Source organism: Streptomyces sp. ISL-100 (genome assembly GCF_018614615.1).
Classification (GTDB): Bacteria; Actinomycetota; Actinomycetes; order Streptomycetales; family Streptomycetaceae; genus Streptomyces.
The window spans coordinates 1-22,903 of record NZ_JAGGOK010000138.1 but is presented as its reverse complement, the minus strand read 5'-3'; the positions used below and the strand labels follow the sequence as shown (position 1 = coordinate 22,903).

Genomic DNA, 22,903 nt, shown 5'->3' with positions numbered 1-22,903 from the left:
GCAGGGCGTTGAACGCAACCAGCCAGAAGAACACGCAGTACCTCGGTGTTCGACGACCGAGGAGACGCCCCGGCGCGGCACTGACCCCACGGCCCCGCGAAAGGCCACCGCCCAACGCCCCCGCAAAAGCGCACCGCGCCTCCAGGAGTTCACCCTCATGCCCCCCACCACCCAGGCCGATCTGGTCCTTGTCAACGCCCGCATCCACACCGTCGACCCCCTTCTGCCCGAAGCCGAGGCACTCGCCGTACGCGACGGGCGTATCGCCTGGCTCGGCGCGGACTCCGAGGCAGCACAGTGGACCGGACCGGACACCGAGATCGTCGACGCGGGCGGCGGCCTCGTACTCCCCGGTTTCATCGACGCTCACAACCACGTCAGGCTCGGCTCCGACGACGCCTGCGTCCAGCTCGCCGGCGTCCGTACGCTCGACGGCATCCACGAGCGCATCCGCGCCTGGCACACCGCCCACCCCGACGCCGAGTGGATCGAGGCCGAGGCCTTCGACTACTCGGCGATCCCCGGTGGCCGGATGCCACGCGCCTCGGACCTCGACCCCGTCACCGGCGACACCCCCGCCTTCGTCCTCAGCTACGACGTGCACACCGCCTGGCTGAACACGGCGGCCCTGCGCCGCCTCGGCATCGACAAGGGCCGTACGAGCCTGCCCTTCGGCGAGGCCGAGACCGACCCCGCGACCGGCGAACCCACCGGATTCATCAAGGACTTCGCCGTCAAGGGCCTCTCCCGCGACGGCCATCGCGCTCTGCGCGCCCTCGGCGTGCCCTGGGCCTCGCCCGACCGGCAGTACGGGCGCCTCGCGCAGAGCCTCGACGACGCGATCTCGTACGGCATCACCACCGTCGTCGAGCCGCAGAACTCCCTCGACGACCTCGCCCTGTACGAGCGGGCGCGCACCGAGGGCAGGCTCCGCTCCCGGATCGTCGCGGCCCTCTTCCACCCGCGCGGCACCACTGAAGCCGACCTCGACGACTTCGCGGCGGCCGCCCGCACCTTCGACGACGACCGGCTGAACGTAGGCCCGCTCAAGCTCTACATCGACGACGTCGTCGAGCCCCGCACCGCCGCCCTCCTGGAGCCCTACACGGGCTGCGGCCACCACAGGGGCGACACCTTCTACCCGCCCGAGGAGTTCGCCGAGCTGCTGACCCGGCTGGACGCGCGCGGCTTCCAGTGCTTCGTCCACGCCACCGGCGACCGTGGCATCCGTACCGTCCTCGACGCGGTCGAGCGGGCCCGCACCAAGAACGGACCGCGCGACGCCCGCCACCAGGTCGTCCACGTCGAATGCCTCGACCCCGAGGGCACCCCCCGCTTCAAGGAGCTCGGCGTGGTCGCCTGCATGCAGCCGCGCCACTGCGCCCCCGAGATCGCCGGGCCCGGCAAGGACTGGGCGCAGAACGTCGGCGAGGAGCGCTGGCACAAGGCGTGGCCGATGCGCAGCCTGCACGAGGCCGGTGCGGTGCTCGCCTTCTCCAGCGACTGGAACGTCGCCGAGATGGACCCGATGGTGGGCATCTACACCGCCGTGACCCGGCGCCCCCTCAACAACGACGACGGCGGCGGCGAGCCGTGGATGCCCGGCGAGACGGTCGACGTGGCGACCGCCGTGCACGGCTACACCATGGGATCGGCGTACGCCAACTTCCTTGAGAACGAGCGGGGTTCGCTGACCGTCGGCAAGCTCGCCGACTTCGTCGTCCTCTCCCGCGACATCCTTCGGCTCGCGCCCGAGGACATCCCCGGCACCGTCGCCGAGACCGTCGTCGTGGGCGGCGAAGTGGTGGTCACAGCCAGCCGTTGCGCCGGAACGCCCGGTGGATCGTGAAGCAGGCGACCGCCATCACGGCGAGGGCGAGCGGATAGCCGTACGTCCAGCGGAGCTCGGGCATGTGGTCGAAGTTCATGCCGTAGACACCGCAGATCATGGTCGGTACGGCGACGATCGCCGCCCATGAGGTGATCTTGCGCATGTCCTCGTTCTGAGTGATCGTCACCTGCGCCAGATGGGCCTGCAGGATCGAGTCCAGCAGTCCCTCGAAGGCGGCGATCTGCTCGGCCGTCCTGGTCAGGTGCCCGGCGACGTCGCGGAAGTACGTGCGGATCTCCGGGCCGACGCTCGGCATGGGCTCGGTGGCCAGCACGTTCAGCGGCCGGGCCAGCGGCGCCACCGCCCGCTTCAGCTCCAGCAGTTCACGCTTGAGCTGGTAGATGCGGCCGGCGTCGCCACGCCCTGCCGGCTCACTGAAAACGGCCGTCTCGACCGCGTCTATGTCCTGCTGCACTGCCTCGGCGACCACGAGGTAGTCGTCGACGACGTGGTCGGCGACGGCGTGCAGTACGGCGGCGGGGCCCATGGAGAGCTGATCGGGCGCCGACTCCAGGGCCTCACGGAGCGGTCCGAGCGAGCCGCGGCCGCCGTGCCGGACGGTGATGACGAAATCGGGGCCCGTGAAGACCATCAGGTCACCGGTGTCCACGATCTCGCTGGTGGCGGTCAGCTCGGCGTGCTCGACGTAGTGGACGGTCTTGAAGACGGCGAACAGCACGTCGTCGTACCGCTCCACCTTCGGCCGCTGATGTGCCTGTACGGCGTCCTCCACGGCCAGCGGATGGAGCCCGAACAGGGCGGCAAGCCCGGCGAATTCCTCCTCCGACGGCTCGTGCAGGCCGATCCAGACGAAGCCCTGGCCCGTCTTGCGGACCTGGGCAAGGGCTTCCTGCGCCGGACAGTCGCCGGGCCGGCGTTCGCCGTCCTCGTACACCACGCAGTTGACGACGGCGCTGCCGAGCGGGGACCGGGTGGGGTGGCTGAGATCCACGTTCGGGCGGTAGGCGCGGCGTACCGCCCGGCTGAGCGTGCGGATCAACGGCATGGAGTGCTCCTTCGGCGAATCGGCGGCCAGTGTGCCACCGGCCCGCCGGCCGCCTTTCACAGGGGTGCTCAGGGCCTTCCCCGGGGCCGTACACTCCAGAGCATGAGTCGCAGCACACGTGGAGCCGGGGAGTGCCTGAGCCGGCCTCCTCATGCCCTGTGCCGGGCCCTGCACGGCCACGGCTAGCGACACTCCTCCCGGCAGAGTCCGGGTGCTGACCGCCGGTTTCTGATCCGGCTTTTCCGCCTGCGGCTCCTTCCCCACCCGCCCCTTCCCGACGCCGGGGCTCCGCTCCGGACCCCGCTCCGCAAACGCCGGAGGGGCTGGAAGCTGCCGGGTGGGTGCCGCTTTTGCCGCACCGCACGACCTGTCCGTCGCCGTACCCCGCATACCCTGTCCCCCCGAGAGGACCCCTGTGAAGTTGAGCGAGTTGCTGGCCGGCCATGACCACGAGGTCCTCCAGGGGGATCCGGACACGGTGATCACCGCAGGCACCTGCTTCGACGCCCACCGGGCGACACCGGGCACCCTGTTCATCGCCGTACCCGGGCACGTCGGCGGCGGACCCGAGGCGGTCGGCCCCGCGATCGCGCGCGGCGCGGTGGCGGTGCTCCTCGACGGTGACAGTGAGGCCGACGGCGCGGCCGCGGGTGTCTGCGTCGTACGCGTACCCGACACCCGGAAGGCAGCCGCGGCCGTAGCGTCCCGTTACTACCGTGAGCCCGGAAGGGCCATGGACATGGTGGCTGTCACCGGCACCAACGGGAAGACCTCCGTCTCGTACATGGTCGAGTCCCTGCTGCGGATCGCCGAGGGCGCCGAGGTGGGCGTCATCGGGACGGGCGGCAGCCGCATCGGGGACGAGATGATCCCCATGCCGAGGTCGGTCCTGACGACGCCGGAGTCGCCGGACTTCCAGTACCTGCTGGGCCGCATGCGGGACCGCGAGGTCTCCACCGTGGTTCTCGAAGCGACCTCGATGGGGCTGCTGACGCACCGGGTGGACGACGCGTTCATCGACGTCGGCGTCTTCACCAACCTCTCCCAGGACCACCTGGACGACCACGGCACCATGGAGAACTACCGGGACGCCAAACTGCGGCTCTTCCAAGGGCTCTGCCGGCGCGCGGTCGTCAACGTGGACGACGCGGTGGGTGCCTCGATCGTGGCCATGATGCCGGACGCGGTGACGACGTACGCCATCGACGCGGAGGCGGACTACCGGGCCACCGACCTCAGCACGGACGGCCACGGCACGCGGTTCACGCTCCACCACGACGGCCGCAAATACCCGGCGGCGATCCCCGTGCCCGGCCGCTTCTCGGTGGCCAACGCGCTCGCCACCGTGGCCGCCTGCCATGTGCTGGGACACGATCTGGCCGGCCTGGTCGCGGCCCTGGACCGGATGCCGACGGCCCCTGGCCGGTTCGAGCGCTTCGAGACGCCGGGCGGCACGTCCGTCATCGTGGACTACGCGCACTCGCCGGATTCGCTCGAGAAGGTCCTGACCACCATCCGCGGCTTCGCCAAGGGGCGGGTCGTCACCGTCTTCGGCTGCGGCGGTGACCGTGACATCACCAAGCGCGCCGAGATGGGCGAGATCGCCGGGACGCACTCCGACCTGTGCGTCCTGACCTCGGACAACCCGAGGAACGAGAACCCCGAGGAGATCCTGGACCAGATCACCCCGGGTCTCGCGGCGACGGGCACCCCCTTCGAGCGGTACGCCGACCGGCGCAGCGCCATTGAGTACGCGCTGTCCGCCGCCGGGCCGGACGACATCGTGCTGGTCGCCGGGAAGGGCAGCGAGCCGTACCAGATCGTCGGTGAGCAGCTGATCCCGTTCAGCGACATGGCAACGGTCCGCGAACTCAGCGGCCTGTAGCCGAAGTCGTGGGCTCCGCGCCGGTTTTGAGGCGTACGACGTTGGACTGCTCGCCGTAGACGATGGCGCGGATCCGGTAGGACGCCTTCTTCTCTTCGGGCAGCGTGATCAGGCCGAAGGAATTGACGTCGGGGTCGAGGACGGCGGCCGGCCGGAACGACCGGCTTCCCGCCGGCCTGGCTTCCAGCAGTTGGGCCTCCTCGTCGCCGGCGTGGTCGGTCCACGTGAAGCGGATGCCGTTGGCGTGCTTGACGGTCGCCTTCAGGCCGCTCGGTGCGGCGGCGTCGTCCCCTACGGGGTGCGTGGGTACGACGCGGCCGCCGACCGTGCGTGGCGACGCCCACTCGTGGTCGTTCCGCTGGTCCTTCTCCGTCAAGTCGCCCGGCGGCAGGGAGACTTGGACCGGCTGGGACGCCGGGCCGTAGTAGGGGCGAAGGCGGTAGTGGAACGGCGTCCGGGACATGAGGTCGGGATGCCGGTACGTCGACTGCGCGGGGGGCACGTACTGGAGGATCGTGTACGGGCCGTCCGCCTCCGTCGCGAACTCGACGACGCGGCCGGCCGCGCCCCTCTCCTCGCCCGTCCACCGCAGGGTGATGTCGACGGGCGAGTCGAGGACCGCGGTGAGGCGGATGGCCGTATCCGTGGCCGTATCCGTGGCCGTGGCCGTGGCCGTGGCCCTTGGACGGCGGAGAAGTGCAGGCGGCCAGTGCGAGGACGAGCGCCGCCGCCGAGGCCCTGGCCCATGCCCTGGCCGTCGCGGTCACTTGCGCCAGAACTTCACGTTGCTCCAGACCACCGTGGCCGGGCCGTTGCCGCTGCTCGTGCGGTACGCCCCGAACTTGTCGTAGAAGCTGCCGTCGGGGCTGTCGTACGAGTGCTTCAGGGAGCCGTTGACGTACGTCCGGTGCTCGTTGCCCACCTGGTGCACCGTGTTCACGCGGACCGTCGCTCCGACCGTCCCCGCGTTCGACAGCGTGGTGCCGCCGTGCACGGCGTACAGGCGGCCACCGCGCTCGGCCGCCAGCATGAAGTACGGGCCGGGAGCCGAGTCGTTGAAGGTCTGCTTGAGGCTGATCCGGGTGCCGCCCATGCTGGTGATCCGGAAGTAGCCCTCGAACTGACGGGTGCCTCCGCTGTACGTGGCATAGCGCCGCTCGGCGCGCTGATCACCACTGGCGGTGGAACACGTCAGCGTGAACGTCAGGTTGTCGACCCGGCCGCATCCCCTTTCCTGAACGTTGAACGACGGCGAGACCGAGGTCCAGCCGCCGGGCTCGACTTCCGCGTGGGCGCTGGGCGCCAGAGACAGGCCGCCGACAGCCGCGAGACCGGCTGCGGTGGCGAGGAGTTTGCTTCGCATGACTCACTTCCCCATATGTGAACGTTGTTCATGGGTGGGATCGTGTGAGCGTAGAGCTGTGCAAGTCGACTGGCAATGGGGCGCGTTGAAATCACGGATGGAACCCGGAACCCGCCGGGGATGCCCCGGCGGGTTCCGGTGATGGTGGTCGTCGCTCAGCCGCGGATCCGGCGGACGGCGGCAACCAGATGCTCGCAGGCCGGCCTGCCGGCAGCGTTCACCCCGGCCGGCACCTACTGGCCGTCGCTTCCCGGTCCCGGGCATCCGGGGCCAGTGCGTATGACGGCGGTCGTTCCCACTCACCGCTGCGGGGCAGTTCCGGATTCCCACCGGATTCCCTCTTACGACGCTTCCGTCCGGCTGACGGAGCGAACCAGCTGCAAGGACAACGCACTCCACGTCCGGAGGAAGATCCGCTACGCCAAGGATTTGGGGCCGTCGACGACCAGTTCGTGCTGGCGGCTCACCTGGCGGGGCGCGTGCCGGGTCCTGACGCTCGGCGCCACCGTTACTTGGCACGGGCGTCGGCTCGTCGGAGCCCGAATACACCGCCCTGGGCGTGCCGTTCGCCGAGCGCGGCCGGATCACCGACGAGCACCTGACCGCGATCCGGGCTTACCGGCGGCGCTCCCGGCGCTGGGCGCCGCCCACCTGCTGCAGCGTCTGCTGACTCAACCGCCCGCCCACTCGCCATCGTAGGCATAACCGGCTACCCACGTGATGTCGAGCTGCGCCGACGAACCGGGCGCGGCGGGCGGACCGTACAGAGCGCTCTCGTTCTGCAGGATCCAGGACAGCGGCCCCGACGGCACGCCGCGCGTGCTCGACCCGACGAGCACGCCGTCCAGGTAGTAGCGAATCTCCTGCGGCGTCCACTCGACGGACGTGGTGTGCCAGTCCGTCCAGCGGGCGCCGGTGGCGAACATGTCCTGCTGCCCGCCGTCGCACGGGTGCGTGAACGCGGTGATCGTGTCGGTCCAGTTCTGCTCCGGATAGTCGATCTCGCACCCGTCGCCGTACCAGAGGTGCGCCGACTTGTAGCCCGGCGCCGCCTGCACCACCCTGAAGCGTTCGCTGAACTTCCCGTAGGTCTGCTCCATCAGCTTCTTCGGTACGACGGCCGCCGCGTGGACGGGCCCGCCGTCGTCCGGCCGCCACATCCGGATGCTCATCCGGCCGTCACCGCTGTCCGCCGGGCCGACGCTGACGGTGTCCTCCGGGCGGTAGTTGCCGCCGACCGACCTGACCGCGTTGCCGTCGGCGCCGGACGTCGCGGTGTCCTGCCAGCCGCTCGGGTACGCCCACCAGTCCTCCCGGTAGCTGCCTCGCAGGCCGCCGCAGTACGCCTCCTTTGTATCGGCGTGGTGGTCGCAGTCGCTGAAGGAACCGAGCGGCACCGTCTCCCCGTTGAAGTCCTCCGCGAAGACCTGCCTGAACGGTCCGCAATTACCGCGCGGCATGCTGTCGCCGACGGTGCGGCAGCGTCCTGCGACGTCACGATCGCGCCCGACGCCGGCATGAGCCACGCGAACAGAAAGGAGACCGCGGCCAGAGCGAAAGCCAGAGCGGCTGGCAGAAGACGGCGTCGTGGGCGCCGGTGCGTGTGTACGGTTATAGGCCCGGTCCTCCGGATCAACCGATACCTGTTCCGGACGGTGCGCCCCATACCGTACGGCGCCTGGCCTCCGCCGTACACAGACAGGGGTCCACGTATGGCGGGCGCCACCGTGCGCGGAAGGGTCCGGGGACCGAGGGTGGGTGATATGTCTCATCACCTCAGCGGGCCGAATCTGCGGTCGCCCATGGACGACGCGCGGCTGGATCTGACGGACCTGTTCGCGTTCACGGTGCCGGGCGAGCGCACCGTCCTGATCATGAACGTGCACCCGGTCGCCCCGGCCGCGGGCGCGGCGTTCCACCCGGACGCGGTCTACCGCATCAATGTCGACATCGACGGCGACGAGCACGCCGACGCGGCGTTCAGCTTCGTCTTCTCCCCGCCCGTCGACGGCCGGCAGACGGCGACCGTGTACTGGGCCACGGGGGCGCAGGCCCGCAGCGAGGAGCCCGGCGGGCAGGAGATCTTCACCGACGCACCGGTGGCCCTCGGCGCGCAGGCGCAGGTGGTCGAGGCCGGTCCGTACCTCTTCTCGGCCGGTCTGCGCAGCGACCCGTTCTTCGCCGACCTGGACGGCATCGTCAAGGACTTCCAGTGGACCGGCGTGGACTGGGGAGCCGACAAGAACGTACTGGGCATCGTGCTGGAGGTTCCGAGCGACGAGCTCTGCCCGGACCCCGTCATCGGGGTATGGGCGCGGGTGAGCCTGCGCCAGAACGGCCGGCTGAAGTCCGTCGACCGCGGGGCGCACCCCTCGCTGACGGCGTACTTCAACCCCGAGGAGGCGAAGGAGGCCTACAACGAAGGCGAGCCCGCCGAGGACTGGGCGACGTACAGCGGGCCATGGACCGAGGTGCTCCGCCACACCGGCGGCTACGACGCACACGCCGCCGAAGAGGTCCTGCGTACGGTCCTGCCGGACATCCTGGTCTACGACCGCAACCGCCCCGCCGCCTACCCCAACGGCCGGGCTCTCACCGACGACGTCACCTCGACCCGGCTGGCCATGATCTCGGGCGGGAAAGTCGCCAGTGACCACATCGGCCCGCACACCGACCTGCTCCTCGACTTCCCCTATCTGGGCGCACCCCACCCGGGCTAGTCACGCTCCGGGGCGGGGGCGGGGGCGGGGGCGGGCGCGTGCTGGGCGGCGAGCCGGACCGGGGTGTTGGCCATGCCGAAGCCGCGGTAGCCGCCGACGCGCTGCACGATCTCGAAGAAGACCCGGCCGACGGTGACCGTATAGAGGTGCAGGAGCTCGCCGCCGTCGTCATCCCGGTCGTACAGCAGCCCGAGCTCACGCAGTTCCCGGTGGCGTGCCTCGCCCAGGTCGAAGCGGGCCCGCAGGTCGTCGTAGTAGTTGTCGGGAATCCGCAGCAGTACGTCGTCGGGCAGGGCCCGGAGCCGGCGCGCGGTCGCCACGATGTCGTCGTCGGCGAGGGCGATGTGCTGCCCGGGCAGCTCCCGCGACGCCGCGCCGACGTGCGCCATGTCGAGGGCGAGGCGGACCGTACCGGAGGTGTTGGACATGGCGCGGCTGCGCAACAGACCGTACGGATCGGCCACTTCAACGCTTTGGTGCGGCCGCAGCCCGAGGACCGAACGGTAGAACAGGGCCGCCTCGTCGAAGTGGTCCCACGGATGCCCCAGCGCCACGTGGTCGATGTGGCCGATGTGGCCCCGGGGCGGTTCGGTGGCATCGAAGGCGTCGCGCCAGCGCGGCTGTGCGGAGTCGCAGAAGAACAGCTCGGTGCCGTCCGGAGCCGCGACGGCGGCGAGCGGCGGCTCCTCGGCGGCGCGGTGACGGGGGAGTACGGGCGACAGCAGGGACTTGGCACGCTCGGTACAGAGCGCCGGGTCCGGCGACTCCACGCCGATGGCCACCAGCGAGGTGTCGGTGGGGCTGTCGGGGTGAATGCGGCTGAGGAGGATCCTGGCCCGGCCCTGTTCCCACAGCTCGACCGGCTTGGTCTCATGCTGTCCCGTACGGGCGAATCCCAGCGCACCGAGCAGTCCGCCCAGACGCTTGGGGTCCCGGGTTGCCAGCTCGGCGAAGGCGAACCCCTCGGGCTGCGCGGGCCGGGGGAGGGGCGAGCCGGTGCCGAGCACGTCGGCGACGGACTCCTCCAGCGCGATCAGGGACCGCATCGCGTCGACGGCCGTACGACCGGCGTCCGCCTGGCGGAAGCTGTCGTTGAAGATCTCCAGCGACAGGGGGCCCGCGTAGCCGGTACGCAGGACATGAGCGAGCAGCCCGGCGAGGTCGAAGCCGCCCTGGCCAGGGAAGCAGCGGTAGTGGCGGCTCAACTGGAGTACGTCCATGGCGAGCAGCGGGGCGTCGGCGAGCTGGAGAAAGAAGATCTTGTCGCCGGGGATGGCCTCGATGCCGCCGGGATCCGAACCGCGCGACAGGATGTGAAAGCTGTCCAGGCACGTACCCAGATTCGGATGGTCCGCCATCCGTACGATCCGCCAGGCATGCAGATACGTGTCGACGTGCCGGCCCCAGGCCGGCGCCTCGTACGCGATCTTGATGCCGTGTTCCGCGGCCCGCTCGGCGAGCAGGCGCAGCTGTTCGGCGGCGAGCGCGTCGTCGTCGACGGCGCCGGGGGAGACGTTCGAGCAGACCAGCAGCATGCCGGCGCCGAGCCGCTCCATCACCCGGAACTTGTGCTCGGCCCGCCGCAGATTGTCCGCGAGCCGGTCCGGGGTGACCGCCTCGAAGTCGCGGAAGGGCTGATAGAGGTCGATCCCCAGCCCCAGCCCTTGTGCTCGCTCGCGGATCTGCTCAGGCGTCAGCGGACAGCCCAGCAGATCGTTCTCGAAGATCTCCACGCCGTCGAACCCGGCTCGGGCGACGGCCTCCAGCTTCTCGGTCAGGGATCCGCTGACGGAGACGGTGGCGATGGACTTGCGCATATTGGGCTCCTGCCTGGGCGGCGACGAGGGCGGCCATGTGGGCGAGCATCCTGACCGGTTCGTGCTCGCACACGGCCATGCCGCCGCCGTCCAGGGTGCGGCAGCCCAGGGCGCGCGCCCGGCGCAGCAGCTCCGTGTCGAGCGGCCGGTAGACCACATCGGCGACCCATAGCCCCGGATGCAGCAATTCGGCGGGGAAGGGGCGCGGCGTACGCCCGGGTGTGTCTCAGCGACGCCGCGTGCGGGGCGCTGCCCCGAACCCCGCTCAATCGCCGGAGGGGAAAAATCCAGCCCGTCCGGCGTTTGAGGACACGCCCGTAGGGCGTCTGTGTTGTCTGGGGTCTGGGGGCTGCCCCCAGTTTCGGGAAGGGGCGGGTAGGGGAACAGCCCCGCAGGGCCCCCACCCGACGGGGAGTCAGCTACCAGCGCCTGCGAGGCCGAACGGATGGGTGACGCGTCGGTCGACCAGCCGCTGCCCACCCCAAACCCACACCAAGCCCTAACGTAATCGCGTCCGCCCCGCGCACCCCGCGTCACCTCACCGCCGCCGCACGTTCTCCCCGAGGCCCCCGTCAACCCCTGGTGCGTTGGAGCGCGCGCGGCAATGCTGTGGCGACAGCGCTTACTGCCCGCTGACCCGCACGCTCAACCAGCCGTCACCCAGGAGGACTTATGGGCCTTGGCGCAGTTGGTGGCTCCCTCAGGCGGCCCGTCGTGCTTCTCGCGACGGTCACCGCGCTGACGGCCGGGGCGATCGCCCCAGCGACCGCCGGTACGACCCCCGATCCCCGTCCCCGTAACGCGGCGGAAATCCTCAGACCCGTCGCGCCACCACCCGCGAGCGCCCCGGCGGGCAGCCCCAGATCCGTCGTCGACGGCGACGGCATCGAGACCGCCCGCAGCGCCCGCCCGGTCGCCCCGGGCATCCGCCTCACCTCGTACGACCGCCTCGAATCCGACAAGTGGCTCCGCGTGGACGCGCTCTCCGTCGACCTCGACGTCGACCCGGACCGGGACGACGGCAGCGGCGGCGTGCGAGCCGACTACCTCCACTCCGGCAAGGTCTCCGACCGCCGCTCGGTCTCCGATCTCGCCGCCGCGCACGATCCGGGCCCCGGCCGCCGTACCGTCGCCGCCATCAACGCCGACTTCTTCGACATCAACCAGACCGGCGCCCCCCAGGGCCCCGGCATCAAGGACGGCAAACCCGTCCACTCCCCGGCCCCCGGCCTCAACCGGGCCATCGGCATCGGCCCTGGCAGCGCCGGCCGCGTACTCCAGCTGTACTTCGAAGGCACGCTCACGCTCCCCACCGGGCCGCACCCCCTGGCGTCGTACAACGCGGCCAATGTGCCGGCCGGGGGAGTGGGGGCGTACAACTCCGGCTGGGGCGTGGCCGACCGGGCGCTGACCGTGGACGCCGCGACTCCCGTCGCCGAAGCGGTCGTACGGGACGGAAAGGTCGTCGAGGTCGGGGACCGGCCCGGCACAGGACTCATCCCCGAGGGCACAACGGTCCTCGTCGGCCGTGAGGCCGGGGCAGTTGCCCTCGCCTCGCTCAAGCCGGGCGATCCCGTAGCGATGGAATACAAGGCGCGCACCGACGGCGGCCCCGTGCCGCGCACCGCCGTCGGCGGACGCGAACTGCTGGTCGTGGACGGCGTACCGCAGAACCACGACGGCCAGAGCAACAACGCGGCCGCGCCCCGCACCGCCGTCGGCTTCTCCGAGGACGGCGGCGAGATGCAGGTGATCACCGTCGACGGCCGCCAGGCCGACAGCGGCGGCGTAACCCTCACCGAGCTCGCCGTGATGATGCGGCGCGCCGGATCGCACAGCGCGCTGAACCTCGACGGCGGCGGCTCGTCGACCCTGATCGCGCGCGAACCCGGCAGCGACGCGCTCCAGGTGGAGAACAGCCCGTCCGATGGCAGCGAACGCACCGTACCCAACGGCCTCGCCCTCACCGCCCCCGACGGCAGCGGTGAACTGCGCGGCTACTGGGTCGAGACGCGTACGCCCGCCGGCAGCGCACCCACCGCCGACCCGGTCAAAGGCGGCCACCCCGAACGGGTCTTCCCCGGTCTGACGCGGCAGCTCACGGCCGCCGGTTACGACGAGACGTACGGTCCGGCGCAGGGCGACCCGCACTGGCAGAGCGCCCGCGCGTCCGTGGGCCGCGTCGACGGCGACGGGCTGTTCACGGCGCGCGGCAGCGGCACGGTGAAGGTGCGCGCCCACCGCGGCCCCGCCGAGGGGGTCACGCGGCTGACCGTGCTCGACGAGCTCGCCCGCGTCGAACCCACCACGCGACGCGTGGGGCTCGCGGACGCGGCGGCGAGCGGCACGTTCGGCATCGTCGGGTACGACGCGCACGGCACCAGCGCCCCCGTGGAACCGCGTGATGTGAAGCTCGACTACGACCGTTCGCTCTTCGGCATCCGTGACGACGGCCGGGGCAACTTCACCGTCACCTCCCGCACGGGCAGCGGCGGCGCCGGCCAGGTCAAGGCCACCGTAAACGGCACGGTCACCGCGCTCGCCGTCAGCGTCGGCCTGACCGAGCAGGCGGTTTCGGCCTTCGACGACGCCGCGTCCTGGACCTTCACGCAGGCCCGCGCGAGTGGTTCGGTCGCGGCGACGCCCGAAGGCCACACCGGCACCGGGCTGAAACTCACGTACAACTTCACGCAGTCGACGGCGACCCGCGCCGCCTACGCCAACCCGCCCCGGCCCGCGGTCGCCGTGCCCGGCCAGCCGCAGTCGTTCAAGATGTGGATCAAGGGCGACGGGAAGGGCGCCTGGCCGACTCTGCACCTGAAGGACGCGGCAGGCTCCGACCAGCTCCTGCGCGGCCCGTTCATCACCTGGACCGGTTGGCGGCAGGTCACTTTCGCCGTACCGCCGGGCGCGGCGATGCCACTCGCAGTCCACCGCTTCTACCTGGCCGAGACGGCGGCCGCCAAGCAGTACACGGGCGAAGTCGTCATCGACACGCTGACCGCCCAGGTCCCACCCACCGTCGTACTCCCCGACCAGCCCGCGCCTGTCGACCCGCTCGTCGATCCGGCGGCCGAAACGGAGGGCAGGGACTGGCAGTTCGCGGTGATGTCCGACGCCCAGTTCGTCGCCCGCGACCCGGACAGTGCGATCGTGGCGCAGGCGCGCCGTACGCTGCGCGAGATCAAGGCGGCGAGGCCGGACTTCCTCGTCATCAACGGCGACCTCGTCGACGAGGGATCACCGGCCGATCTCGCCTTCGCCCGTCGTATCCTGACGGAGGAGCTCGGGGACGCCCTGCCCTGGTACTACGTGCCGGGCAACCACGAGGTGATGGGCGGCAAGATCGACAACTTTGTCGCCGAATTCGGCCCGGCACACCGGACGTTCGACCACGAAGGCACCCGCTTCATCACCCTCGACACGTCGAGCCTGAGCCTGCGCGGCGGTGGTTTCGCGCAGATCAGGAACATGCGCGCACAGCTGGAAGCGGCGACCGAGGACGACCGTATCGGCTCGGTCATGCTGATCGAACACGTCCCGCCGCGCGACCCGACCGCACAGAAGGGCAGCCAGCTGGGCGACCGCAAGGAAGCTGCACTGATCGAGGGCTGGCTGGCCGAATTCCGGCGTACGACCGGGAAGGGAGCCGGTCTCATCGGCAGCCACGTAGGGGTCTTCCACGCGGCGCACGTGGATGGTGTGCCGTACCTGATCAACGGCAACTCCGGGAAGACGCCGGCGGGCCCGGCGGCCGAGGGCGGCTTCACGGGCTGGTCGCTGGTGGGAGTCGACAAGGTCTCACGCACCGAACAGGCGGCGGCTCGGCAGCGCCCGTGGGCCGGCGCCCCGGACTGGATGTCGGTCCAGACGCGCGCCCACGTGGACGCCCTGGCGCTCGACGCCCCGTCAGTACTGCCTCCCGGCCGCAACGCGGTGGTGGAGGCAACCGTCACTCAGGGCACGCGACGGGTCCCGGTCGCCTTCCCGCTGAGCGCGGACTGGACGGGTTCCCCGAACCTCCACATCGGCTCGGCGAAGGACGCCCGGCCCCGGCACACGGCAACCTTCGACCCGGCGACACGCACCCTGACGGCACTGCGCCCAGGGACGATCACGCTCGCGGTGACGGTCAACGGCACGACACAGCGGACGGAAGTGCGCATCGCGGCAGAAGGGGGCGGCAGCACGGCGAAGGCCACGCAAAGCGCATAGTTCTCACGGCTCTTGCTTGCCGCGCACCGCAGGCAAGGGCCGTGAGCCGGGCGAGTTCACACGCCCGGCCCGCTCATCACACCTTGCGGTAGTCGTATGCCTCCCTGGCCGCGGCTTCCACCGCGTCCAGGTCCGCGCCCGCCGACGCGGTGACCACCGCGGCCACCGCACCCTCCACGAAGGGCGCGTCCACCAGCCGTGCCCCGTCCGGCAGTTCGTCGCCCTCGGCCAGCAGTGCCTTCACCGTGAGCACCGCACTGCCGAGGTCGACCAGGACGGCTACCCCCGCGCCCCCGTCGACCGACCTGGCGGCCTCCGTGATCAGCTCCGAACTGGTGCCGAGCCCACCGTCGGGCGTGCCGCCCGCGGCGGCCACCGGCGCGGTCTCCTTGCCACCCGCGAGGCCCTTCGCCAGCTCGGCGACGGAGGCCGCGACCGACGCGCTGTGCGAGACGAGCACGACCCCGACGAGCTTCTCCCCGCTCACGCGCCCGCCTCGCCGGCGTCCGCTGTGTCTCCTGTGTCTGCTGTGTCTGCCGTGTCGGCGAGCGTACTGATGAGCAGGGCCGACGACGTCGCCCCGGGGTCCTGGTGCCCGATGCTCCGTTCGCCCAGATAACTGGCCCTGCCCTTGCGCGCCTGCAGCGGTACCGTGGCGAGCGCCCCTTCGTCGGCCGCTGCCCGGGCCGCGCCGAACGACAGCGACTCGCCGAGCGCGCCGGCCGCCGGGATCAGGGCGTCCAGCATCGTCTTGTCCCCGGCCTTCGCCCCGCCCAGCTGCGCCACCGCGTCGACGCCCGCACGCAGCGCCTCGGCGAGCTGCGCAGGCGTCACCTCGCCCTCGTCGCCGAGCGCCTTGCCCGTACGCCGCAACAGCGTCCCGTACAGCGGCCCGGACGCCCCGCCCACGGTCGAGATCAACTGCCTGCCCGCGAGCGCCAGTACGGCGCCGGGCGTGCCGGGCGGCTCCTTCTCCAGCGCGGCGGTGACGGCCGCGAAACCGCGCTGCAGGTTGCTGCCGTGGTCGGCGTCGCCGATGGCCGAGTCCAGCTCGGTGAGGCGGCCGGCCTCGCGGTCCACGGCGGCTGCCATGGCCGACATCCAGCGACGGAAGAATTCGGCGTCGAGCACAAGATCTCCTTCACACGGTCGTTACGGATGTGAGTCTCAACGTCCCCAGCGGAGCGCGGGAGTCTCGACCGGCGCGTCCCACAGGCGCAGCAATTCCTCGTCCACCTGGCAGAGCGTCACCGAGCAGCCCGCCATGTCCAGCGAGGTGACGTAGTTACCGACGAGCGTACGGGCCACGGCGACCCCCCGCTCGGACAGCACACGCTGCACCTCGGCGTTGAAGCCGTACAGCTCCAGCAGCGGGGTGGCGCCCATCCCGTTGACGAGTACGAGCACGGGCCGCGTCGGCCGCAGGTCCTCCAGTACGGCGTCGACCGCGAAGTCCGCGATCTCGCCCGAGGTCATCATCGGCCGCCGCTCCCGCCCCGGCTCGCCGTGGATGCCGATGCCCAACTCCAGCTCACCGGCGGGCAGATCGAAGGTCGGCGTACCCTTCGCGGGCGTGGTGACGGCACTGAGCGCGACACCGAAGCTCCGGGAGGACTCGTTGACCTGCCGTGCGACGGCCTCCACGCGCTCCAGCGGCGCGCCCTCCTCGGCGGCGGCGCCCGCGATCTTCTCGACGAAGAGCGTGGCACCCGTACCGCGTCGGCCGGCGGTGAAGAGGCTGTCGGTCACGGCGACATCGTCATTGACTAGGACCTTGGCGACCTGGATGCCCTCGTCCTCGGCGAGCTCGGCGGCCATGTCGAAGTTGAGTACGTCGCCGGTGTAGTTCTTGACGACGAACAGAACTCCCTGGCCACTGTCGACCGCGGCCGCCGCCCGCACCATCTGGTCGGGAACAGGCGACGTGAACACTTCGCCCGGACAAGCGGCGGACAACATTCCGGGCCCGACGAACCCACCGTGCAGCGGCTCGTGCCCACTGCCCCCACCCGACACGAGCCCCACATGGCCCGCTACGGGCGCGTCGGACCGTACGACGACACGATTCTCGACATCGACCGTGAGCCGCGGGTGCGCGGCGGCCATCCCGCGCAACGCGTCCGCTACGACTGTCTCCGCCACGTTGATGAGCATCCTCATGGGTACCTCCCGGTGAGATTTGCGGCTGCTGACGGGCCGGCTGAGCCCAGTATCGGGGGAACGTCGTCGAGTACCGCGCTTTGTGTGCGGGATGGCTGCCGGCGTCCGGCGGCGACCAGCCGTGTTGTCGCCGGCTTCCGCGACAAGCGATCAGGCGGCCGGCTCCAGGCGTACGCAACACCGGCCGGGTTCAGGCGCGAGGCGTGCCTCGATCCCGCCCTCGCCCAGTCCGCCGAGGGCGCCGCGCAGCAGGTGGAGGTTCATGCCGCACACCGTCTCGGTGTGCTCGCGAGCCAGCGCGTGGAAGGGGCAATTGGCCAAAATGATGGCATCGCCCTCGTGCCGGGGCTCGAAACCGTACCGCTCCAGCAGGTCGAAGACGCCGGCGCCGGCCCGGGCGCCCAACTGTGCGCCCATTTCTTGGGCTTTGCGGTGCAGCACGGCTCGCACCGCTTCACCGGTCGCCTCGGCTTCCTCCATGGCCTGAGCGAGTAGCCGCCCGGCCAGCTCGTACTGGCGTTCCGGCAGGCTGACGGTGACCTGCTTCGTCGAGCGCCGGTAGAGCTTGGCGGACCTGCCGGCACCCGGTCCCGCGCGCCCGCTGCGGCGCTCGTAGATCACGTCGAGCAGTGATTCGTCGGCCAGACGGTCCAGATGGAATGCCGCGGTCGGCCGGGGCAGGCCGAGCGCCGCGGCCGCCTCGTCGCGGCTGACCGGGCCCGGCTGGCGCGCCACGTGGTCATAGAGGCGTCTGCGTGTCGGCTCGTCGAGAGAGGCGATGGCGGAGACGTCGGCGTCCGGTGCTTCCTTCGAGTGGTCCACGAACACCAGTGTAAAACCCACTGCCATTGACTAAAGAGAGAATCGGCGCTTCTATCGTTAATGAAAGTTATCGATAGAAGGAGGCGTCATGTCGTCCACAACCACTTCCACCACGTCCGTCACTCCCCGGCGGGCTGTACTCGGTGACCCGGGTTACCAGGCGTTCCTGATCCTGCGCACCGCCTTCACAGTGGCCCCGATCGTGTTCGGGCTGGACAAGTTCACCAACCTGCTCGTGGACTGGCCGACCTACCTCGCGCCGTGGATCGACGACATCGCTCCGGGCAGCGCCCAGGCCGCCATGTACGCGGTCGGTGTGATCGAGATCGTCGCCGGCGTCGCCGTGGCAGTCGCCCCGCGCTTCGGGGGCTGGCTGGTGGCCGGATGGCTCGCCGGCATCATCATCAACCTGCTGACCATCCCGGCCCACTACGACATCGCTCTGCGCGACTTCGGACTGCTCCTCGGCGCAGTCGCTCTCGCCCGGCTCGCCCAGCGATACCGCAGCGGGTCGCAACCTCGTTGAGGTTCTCCACCGCAGGGGCAGGGCCCCCCCGCGTGGGGCGGTTGCGGAAGCGGCTCACCAGGCCCGATGAGAAGGTGGTGCCAGAGGGTCTCTTCGCCCGCCGACAGGGGAAGGTGAGAGGCATGCGGGGAGCTGCGGAGTCTGCTGCTGCCGCTCGCTCCGACCTGGAACAGTTCGATTCCGCCGTGGCTCGCGTTGTGCGGGACACCGGTGCTTCGGTTGGCCTTGTGTACCTGCTGCCGCCGGGTGAGCGAGTGCTGCATCTGACGGTGGTCTCCGGGGCTTCCCGGCAGATCGCCGCTCCGTGGGCGCGGATCGCGCTGGGCGCCCCGATTCCGGTGGCTGACGCCGTGCGTGAACAGCGCCTGGTGTGGCTGGGCAGCCAGGAGGAGGTGGCACGCCGCTATCCCCGGCTCGGGCTCGTGCTGCCCTACGACTTCATGCTGACCGCAGCCCCGATCACCAGCGCCACCACCGTCTGGGGCGGCCTTGTGCTGTTGTGGCCCATCTGGCACCCACCGCAGCTGATCCCACGGGAACGCGACGCGGTCGGCACCTTCTGCCGCAACGCGGCTCTGCTTCTGCAACAGTGTGCTGACAGCGGTCACCCACTGCTGCCCGGACCCGAGCCGAGGGTGCTCCCACCACCCCGCTCCCGCAATCCCGATCCGGCGGAGGCACTGGCCGCAGTCGACTTCGCCGAGCGCCTTCCCCTGGGATGCTGCGCGCTGGACCTGGACGGCCGGATCACCTTCATCTCCGCCGTCGGCGCCGACCTCGTCGGCGCCGCCGCCACCACCCTGATGGGAACCCGGCCCTGGGAGGTGCTGCTCTGGCTCCACGACCCCGTCTTCGAAGAGCGCTACCGAGCGGCGGTGATCAGCCGTAAGCCCACGTCCTTCACCGCGCTGCGCCCACCGGATGAGTGGCTGTTCTTCCAGCTCTACCCGGACGCCTCCGGTATCAGTGTCCACATCACCCCCATCCCAACGGCGCACGCACCGACAACCGCACCCTGGCAGCACCCCTCACGTTCCGCAGAGCCGGTCGGGGCAACGGCCCTCTACCATCTGACGCACCTGGCAGCCACGCTCACCGAAGCCGTCGGCGTGGACGATGTGGTCGAGTTGGTCGCGGACCAGCTCGTGCCCGCCTTCGGCGCCCAAGCTCTGGCCCTGATGACGAAGGAAGAAGGCCGGCTGCGAATCATCGGCTACCGCGGCTACACCGCCGAGCTCATGGACCGCTTCGACGCCGTGCCCCTGACCTCCGACACCCCAGCCGTACGCGTCCTGACCACGGGCGTACCCAGTTTTTTCGCGACCTTCTCGGACCTCAAACGCGCCTACCCCCCGGCGGACCACCAGGACAACATGGCCGCGTGGGCCTTTCTGCCGCTGATCGCCTCAGGCCGCATCGTCGGCTCGCTCGTACTCGCATACGAGCGGCCCCGACCTTTTTCTCCGGCAGAACGCGCTGTCCTGACGTCATTGGCCGGACTCATCGCCCAGGCCCTGGACCGCGCGCGCCTCTACGACACCAAGCACCACCTCGCCCACACCGTGCAAGCCGGCTTGCTGCCCCAGACCCTCCCGCGCATCCACGGCCTGGACGTGGCCGCCCGCTACCTCCCCGCCGGACACGGCATGGAGATCGGCGGAGACTTCTACGACCTGATCCGCTGCGACGAGACCACCGCCGCCGCGGCGATCGGCGATGTCCAGGGCCACAACGTCACCGCCGCCGCACTCATGGGGCAAGTCCGCACCGCCGTCCACGCCCACGGCGCCGCCGGCGCGTTCCCCGGCGAAGTCCTCGCCCGCACCAACCGCCTCCTCACGGACCTCGACCCCGGCCTGTTCACCAGCTGCCTCTACGCCCGCCTCGACCTGGCACACCACCGCGCCCGCCTGGCCACCGCCGGACACCCCCCTCCCCTCCTGCGCCACCCCGACGGACAAACCGAAGTCCTCCACGTGCCCCCGGGCTCCTGCTCGGCATCGAACCCGACGCCCACTACCCGACCACCGAGATCCCCCTGCCACCCGGCACCGTGCTCGCCCTGTACACCGACGGACTCGTCGAGACTCCCGGCACCGACATCGGCGACGCCATCGCCGACTCGCCCAGCAACTCGCGCAGGCCCGGGACCAGACCATGGACGCCCTCGCCGACACCCTCGTCAGCCACGCCACGAAATCCGCACCGCGCAACGACAACATCGCCCTGCTGTTGATCCAGGCATCCCCCGGACGGTAACGAAGCCGACGCTGCCGAGGCTTCGTCGTCGTAGACGATGAGGCCGTCGGTCCGCAGGCGCACGCCCGGCGTCGGCGTGTGCGCCGCCAGGCGTCCGTCGTGCATCAGGTGACAGACGGCCACACCCCGTGCAAGGACAGCGAAATCCGCGATGAGGCGACGGTGACATCGCCACCACACCGCTTCGCTGCACATGACCGCTGTGCGCTCTCGTGCTGCCTGCTGCATGAGAGCGTCGATCGCGGTGATGAACTGCGGGGTACGGGTGTGAGCGGCGTAGCCGCGGAACGACGTATTGCGCCACACCGTGTCGGGTGAGTCCGGCGACGGCTTACGGAATCCGCCCAGGCGCTGGTCCCATCGGTAGGTGATGCCTTCCTCGGGCATCCACCGGGCAAGCCGCTGTCGAGACAGGTCCGGGTCGCGACGGCTCCCAGGAGCGGTCCGCACATCCACCACGGCGACGATGCCGGCCCGGCGTAGTAGCTCTGCCAGTGCAGCCCGACCGGCGGTACTGTGACCAAAAGTGATCAACTCGAACTGGGGCATCGGGCGCCCTACCGGGGGTTTTTTCCGTACAGGCCGTGCACCGCGACCGCGACCGCGACCGTCGCCGTCAGCACGGTCGGGATGGCACCTCAGTCAATTCTGCCCGCCAACCCCGCCGTCGACCAGGATCACCTCAAGCGTGCGCGGGCCGTGGACGCCTTCGACCCGGTTCAGCTCGATGTCGCTGGTGGCCGAAGGACCCGAGATCCAGGTCTGCGGCTGCCCGGGGTCCAGCCGTTCGAGCGCTTCCGGTACGGACCCGACGACCTGGTCCGGCACCCGTACGACGCAGATGTGGTGGTCGGGCACCAGAGTGATCCGGCGCCTGCCCGAGTCGGGCCCGCCGTCCAGGACGATCGTGCCGGTCTCGGAGATCGCGACCGCGCAGCCCGTCACCACGCTGTCCACGGTGTCGAGTTCGTACGCCGTGTCCGCCTCCCGGTCGCGCACCAGGGCCGGGTCGGCGGCGGCCAGCCACCGGGGCGGGAGCCCCGGCGGTACGAGCACCGACCGCGAGCCGTGTGCGGCCAGGAGCCGCTTCAGCAGTTGGGGCAGCCCTGCGGCGTCCACCCGGTGCACGAGCGCCCGGTAGTCCGCCAGGTTCTCCGCGAGCAGGTCGACCGTCTGCTCGGTCGTCCGGTCGCCGTGCACGCGCAGATAGCCGCGCTCCACCCGGACATCCCGCGGCCGCTCGTCGCGCGGCACATCCGCCAGTGCCCGGCGCACCCGCGCCAGCACCCGTTCCCTGCTACTGCTCATCGGGCTCCTCCACGCGTGCGCTGCCACCAGTCCCTGAACGACTCCGCGGGCATCTCGGGCAGCGCGCGCGTGTCGCTCCACGCCCGCCCCGGACCCGGCAGCCGCTTCGGATGGAGGCGGCGGGTACGGGACGCCAGCCGCTGCCCGGCCCGCAGCGCGCCGGGGTGGTCCAGCGCCCAGCGTGCCGCGCGCATCGCCGCACGCTCGCCTGCGTGCCCCTTCGCGGGCTTGATGGTGACCCGCTCCCCGTTCCTGGTCACCTCGCCGCCCTCCACCACCCGTTCCCGCAGGTGCACGAGCACCTCCGGGATGTCGATGGCGACAGGACACACGTCGTAGCAGGCCCCGCACAGCGAGGACGCATATGGCAGCGAGGCGTCGACCTCGCTCCCCATGCCGCGCAGCTGCGGGCTGAGGATCGCGCCGATGGGCCCCGGGTACACCGAGCCGTACGCGTGGCCGCCGGCCCGCTCGTACACCGGGCACACATTCAGGCAGGCCGAGCAGCGGATGCAGCGCAGCGCCTGGCGCCCCACCTCGTCCGCGAGCGTGTCCGTACGGCCGTTGTCCAGCATCTCGCCCACCACTGTCGGCATCGCGGCCGCCGCCCGCTACATCAGCTCCTCCTCGTACAAGGGCAAGGTCGTCATCAATGGTCTCGGCACGCCCAACCAGATGCGCAAGTACGTCAAGGACGGCACGGTCGAACAGTTCGCGCTGTGGAACCCGAAGGACCTCGGCTACCTCGGCGCGTACGCCGCGGCCGCGCTGGCATCCGGGCAGATCACCGGCGCCGAGGGAGAGAAGTTCAAGGCCGGCAGGCTCGGCGAGTACGAGGTCGGCAAGGACGGCGAGGTCATCCTCGGTTCGCCGGCCGTCTTCGACAAGAAGAACATCGACGAGTTCGACTTCTAGAAGACTCATGAAGATC

General features: G+C 70.7%; 15 protein-coding genes, 5 pseudogenes and 1 riboswitch. Of the genes and pseudogenes, 7 read left to right on the top strand and 13 right to left on the bottom strand.

The window, feature by feature from the left end:
- The first annotated feature begins 157 nt into the window (after positions 1-157).
- The gene (locus J7E89_RS39505) at positions 158-1,849 is read left to right on the top strand and encodes an amidohydrolase (RefSeq protein ID WP_214981261.1); all 1,692 of its coding nucleotides are present in this window, start codon (positions 158-160) and stop codon (positions 1,847-1,849) included.
- Here J7E89_RS39505 and J7E89_RS39500 read toward each other — a convergent pair.
- Complete coding sequence (locus J7E89_RS39500; protein WP_214981259.1) at positions 1,809-2,897, bottom strand: magnesium and cobalt transport protein CorA; 1,089 nt, start codon at positions 2,895-2,897, stop codon at positions 1,809-1,811. The two genes, J7E89_RS39505 and J7E89_RS39500, sit on opposite strands and share 41 nt — an antisense overlap.
- 415 nt (positions 2,898-3,312) lie before the next feature.
- Between J7E89_RS39500 and J7E89_RS39495 the strand changes: the two genes are divergently transcribed.
- Positions 3,313-4,782, top strand: coding sequence for a UDP-N-acetylmuramoyl-L-alanyl-D-glutamate--2,6-diaminopimelate ligase (locus J7E89_RS39495; protein ID WP_214981257.1), 1,470 nt, complete (start codon positions 3,313-3,315; stop codon positions 4,780-4,782).
- Here J7E89_RS39495 and J7E89_RS39490 read toward each other — a convergent pair.
- From J7E89_RS39490 to J7E89_RS39480, 3 genes are all read right to left on the bottom strand, one after another.
- Positions 4,769-5,284, bottom strand: a complete 516-nt coding sequence (locus J7E89_RS39490) for a fibronectin type III domain-containing protein (RefSeq protein WP_308315767.1) — start codon at positions 5,282-5,284, stop codon at positions 4,769-4,771. The genes J7E89_RS39495 and J7E89_RS39490 overlap by 14 nt on opposite strands.
- A 261-nt stretch (positions 5,285-5,545) precedes the next feature.
- Positions 5,546-6,145, bottom strand: a complete 600-nt coding sequence (locus J7E89_RS39485; protein WP_214981255.1) for a hypothetical protein — start codon at positions 6,143-6,145, stop codon at positions 5,546-5,548.
- Positions 6,146-6,320: 175 nt separating this feature from the next.
- Positions 6,321-6,534, bottom strand: a riboswitch (cobalamin riboswitch).
- 282 nt (positions 6,535-6,816) lie between these two features.
- Positions 6,817-7,605: a glycoside hydrolase family 16 protein gene (locus tag J7E89_RS39480; protein WP_214981253.1), complete on the bottom strand. Its 789-nt coding sequence runs from the start codon at positions 7,603-7,605 to the stop codon at positions 6,817-6,819.
- A 303-nt stretch (positions 7,606-7,908) separates the two neighbouring features.
- Here J7E89_RS39480 and J7E89_RS39475 point away from each other — a divergent pair, with 303 nt between their 5' ends.
- Positions 7,909-8,865: a DUF4331 family protein gene (locus J7E89_RS39475; RefSeq protein ID WP_251061717.1), complete on the top strand. Its 957-nt coding sequence runs from the start codon at positions 7,909-7,911 to the stop codon at positions 8,863-8,865.
- Here the strand turns inward: J7E89_RS39475 and J7E89_RS39470 are convergent.
- Positions 8,862-10,682, bottom strand: coding sequence for a bifunctional sugar phosphate isomerase/epimerase/4-hydroxyphenylpyruvate dioxygenase family protein (locus J7E89_RS39470; protein ID WP_214981249.1), 1,821 nt, complete (start codon positions 10,680-10,682; stop codon positions 8,862-8,864). The genes J7E89_RS39475 and J7E89_RS39470 overlap by 4 nt on opposite strands.
- 16 nt (positions 10,683-10,698) lie before the next feature.
- Positions 10,699-10,884: pseudogene (locus J7E89_RS42580) on the bottom strand (shikimate dehydrogenase); the annotation flags it as partial.
- Between the two features lie 470 nt (positions 10,885-11,354).
- Between J7E89_RS42580 and J7E89_RS39460 the strand changes: the two are divergent.
- Positions 11,355-14,897: a phosphodiester glycosidase family protein gene (locus J7E89_RS39460; protein ID WP_214981245.1), complete on the top strand. Its 3,543-nt coding sequence runs from the start codon at positions 11,355-11,357 to the stop codon at positions 14,895-14,897.
- Between the two features lie 76 nt (positions 14,898-14,973).
- Here J7E89_RS39460 and J7E89_RS39455 read toward each other — a convergent pair whose 3' ends face one another.
- The 4 genes from J7E89_RS39455 to J7E89_RS39440 form a co-directional block, all read right to left on the bottom strand.
- On the bottom strand, positions 14,974-15,384 hold the full coding sequence (locus J7E89_RS39455; protein WP_214981243.1) for a PTS-dependent dihydroxyacetone kinase phosphotransferase subunit DhaM: 411 nt from the start codon (positions 15,382-15,384) through the stop codon (positions 14,974-14,976).
- Positions 15,381-16,028 carry a dihydroxyacetone kinase subunit DhaL gene (dhaL, locus tag J7E89_RS39450; RefSeq protein ID WP_214981241.1) on the bottom strand — a complete coding sequence of 216 codons (648 nt, stop codon included), beginning with the start codon at positions 16,026-16,028 and terminating at the stop codon, positions 15,381-15,383. Before dhaL ends, J7E89_RS39455 begins: the two co-directional genes overlap by 4 nt.
- 36 nt (positions 16,029-16,064) lie before the next feature.
- Entirely contained in the window at positions 16,065-17,057 is a 993-nt protein-coding gene (dhaK, locus tag J7E89_RS39445; RefSeq protein WP_214981239.1) for a dihydroxyacetone kinase subunit DhaK, read from the bottom strand.
- A gap of 150 nt (positions 17,058-17,207) precedes the next feature.
- Positions 17,208-17,885: a metalloregulator ArsR/SmtB family transcription factor gene (locus J7E89_RS39440; protein WP_214981263.1), complete on the bottom strand. Its 678-nt coding sequence runs from the start codon at positions 17,883-17,885 to the stop codon at positions 17,208-17,210.
- Positions 17,886-17,967: 82 nt separating this feature from the next.
- Between J7E89_RS39440 and J7E89_RS39435 the strand changes: the two genes are divergently transcribed.
- Positions 17,968-18,405 carry a DoxX family membrane protein gene (locus J7E89_RS39435; RefSeq protein WP_214981236.1) on the top strand — a complete coding sequence of 146 codons (438 nt, stop codon included), beginning with the start codon at positions 17,968-17,970 and terminating at the stop codon, positions 18,403-18,405.
- 122 nt (positions 18,406-18,527) lie between these two features.
- A pseudogene (locus J7E89_RS39430) lies at positions 18,528-20,664 on the top strand (SpoIIE family protein phosphatase).
- 9 nt (positions 20,665-20,673) lie between these two features.
- On the opposite strand, the pseudogene J7E89_RS39425 reads toward J7E89_RS39430, so the two are convergent.
- From J7E89_RS39425 to J7E89_RS39415, 3 genes and pseudogenes are all read right to left on the bottom strand, one after another.
- Positions 20,674-21,213 (bottom strand): annotated as a pseudogene (locus J7E89_RS39425) (DUF488 family protein); the annotation flags it as partial.
- A 93-nt stretch (positions 21,214-21,306) separates the two neighbouring features.
- Positions 21,307-21,972: a lactate utilization protein C gene (locus J7E89_RS39420; protein ID WP_214981234.1), complete on the bottom strand. Its 666-nt coding sequence runs from the start codon at positions 21,970-21,972 to the stop codon at positions 21,307-21,309.
- Positions 21,969-22,547: pseudogene (locus tag J7E89_RS39415) on the bottom strand (lactate utilisation protein LutB domain-containing protein); the annotation flags it as partial. The gene J7E89_RS39420 and the pseudogene J7E89_RS39415, both read right to left, overlap by 4 nt.
- Between J7E89_RS39415 and J7E89_RS39410 the strand changes: the two are divergent.
- Positions 22,546-22,887 (top strand): annotated as a pseudogene (locus tag J7E89_RS39410) (substrate-binding domain-containing protein); the annotation flags it as partial. The pseudogenes J7E89_RS39415 and J7E89_RS39410 sit on opposite strands and share 2 nt — an antisense overlap.
- Positions 22,888-22,903: the final 16 nt, after the last annotated feature.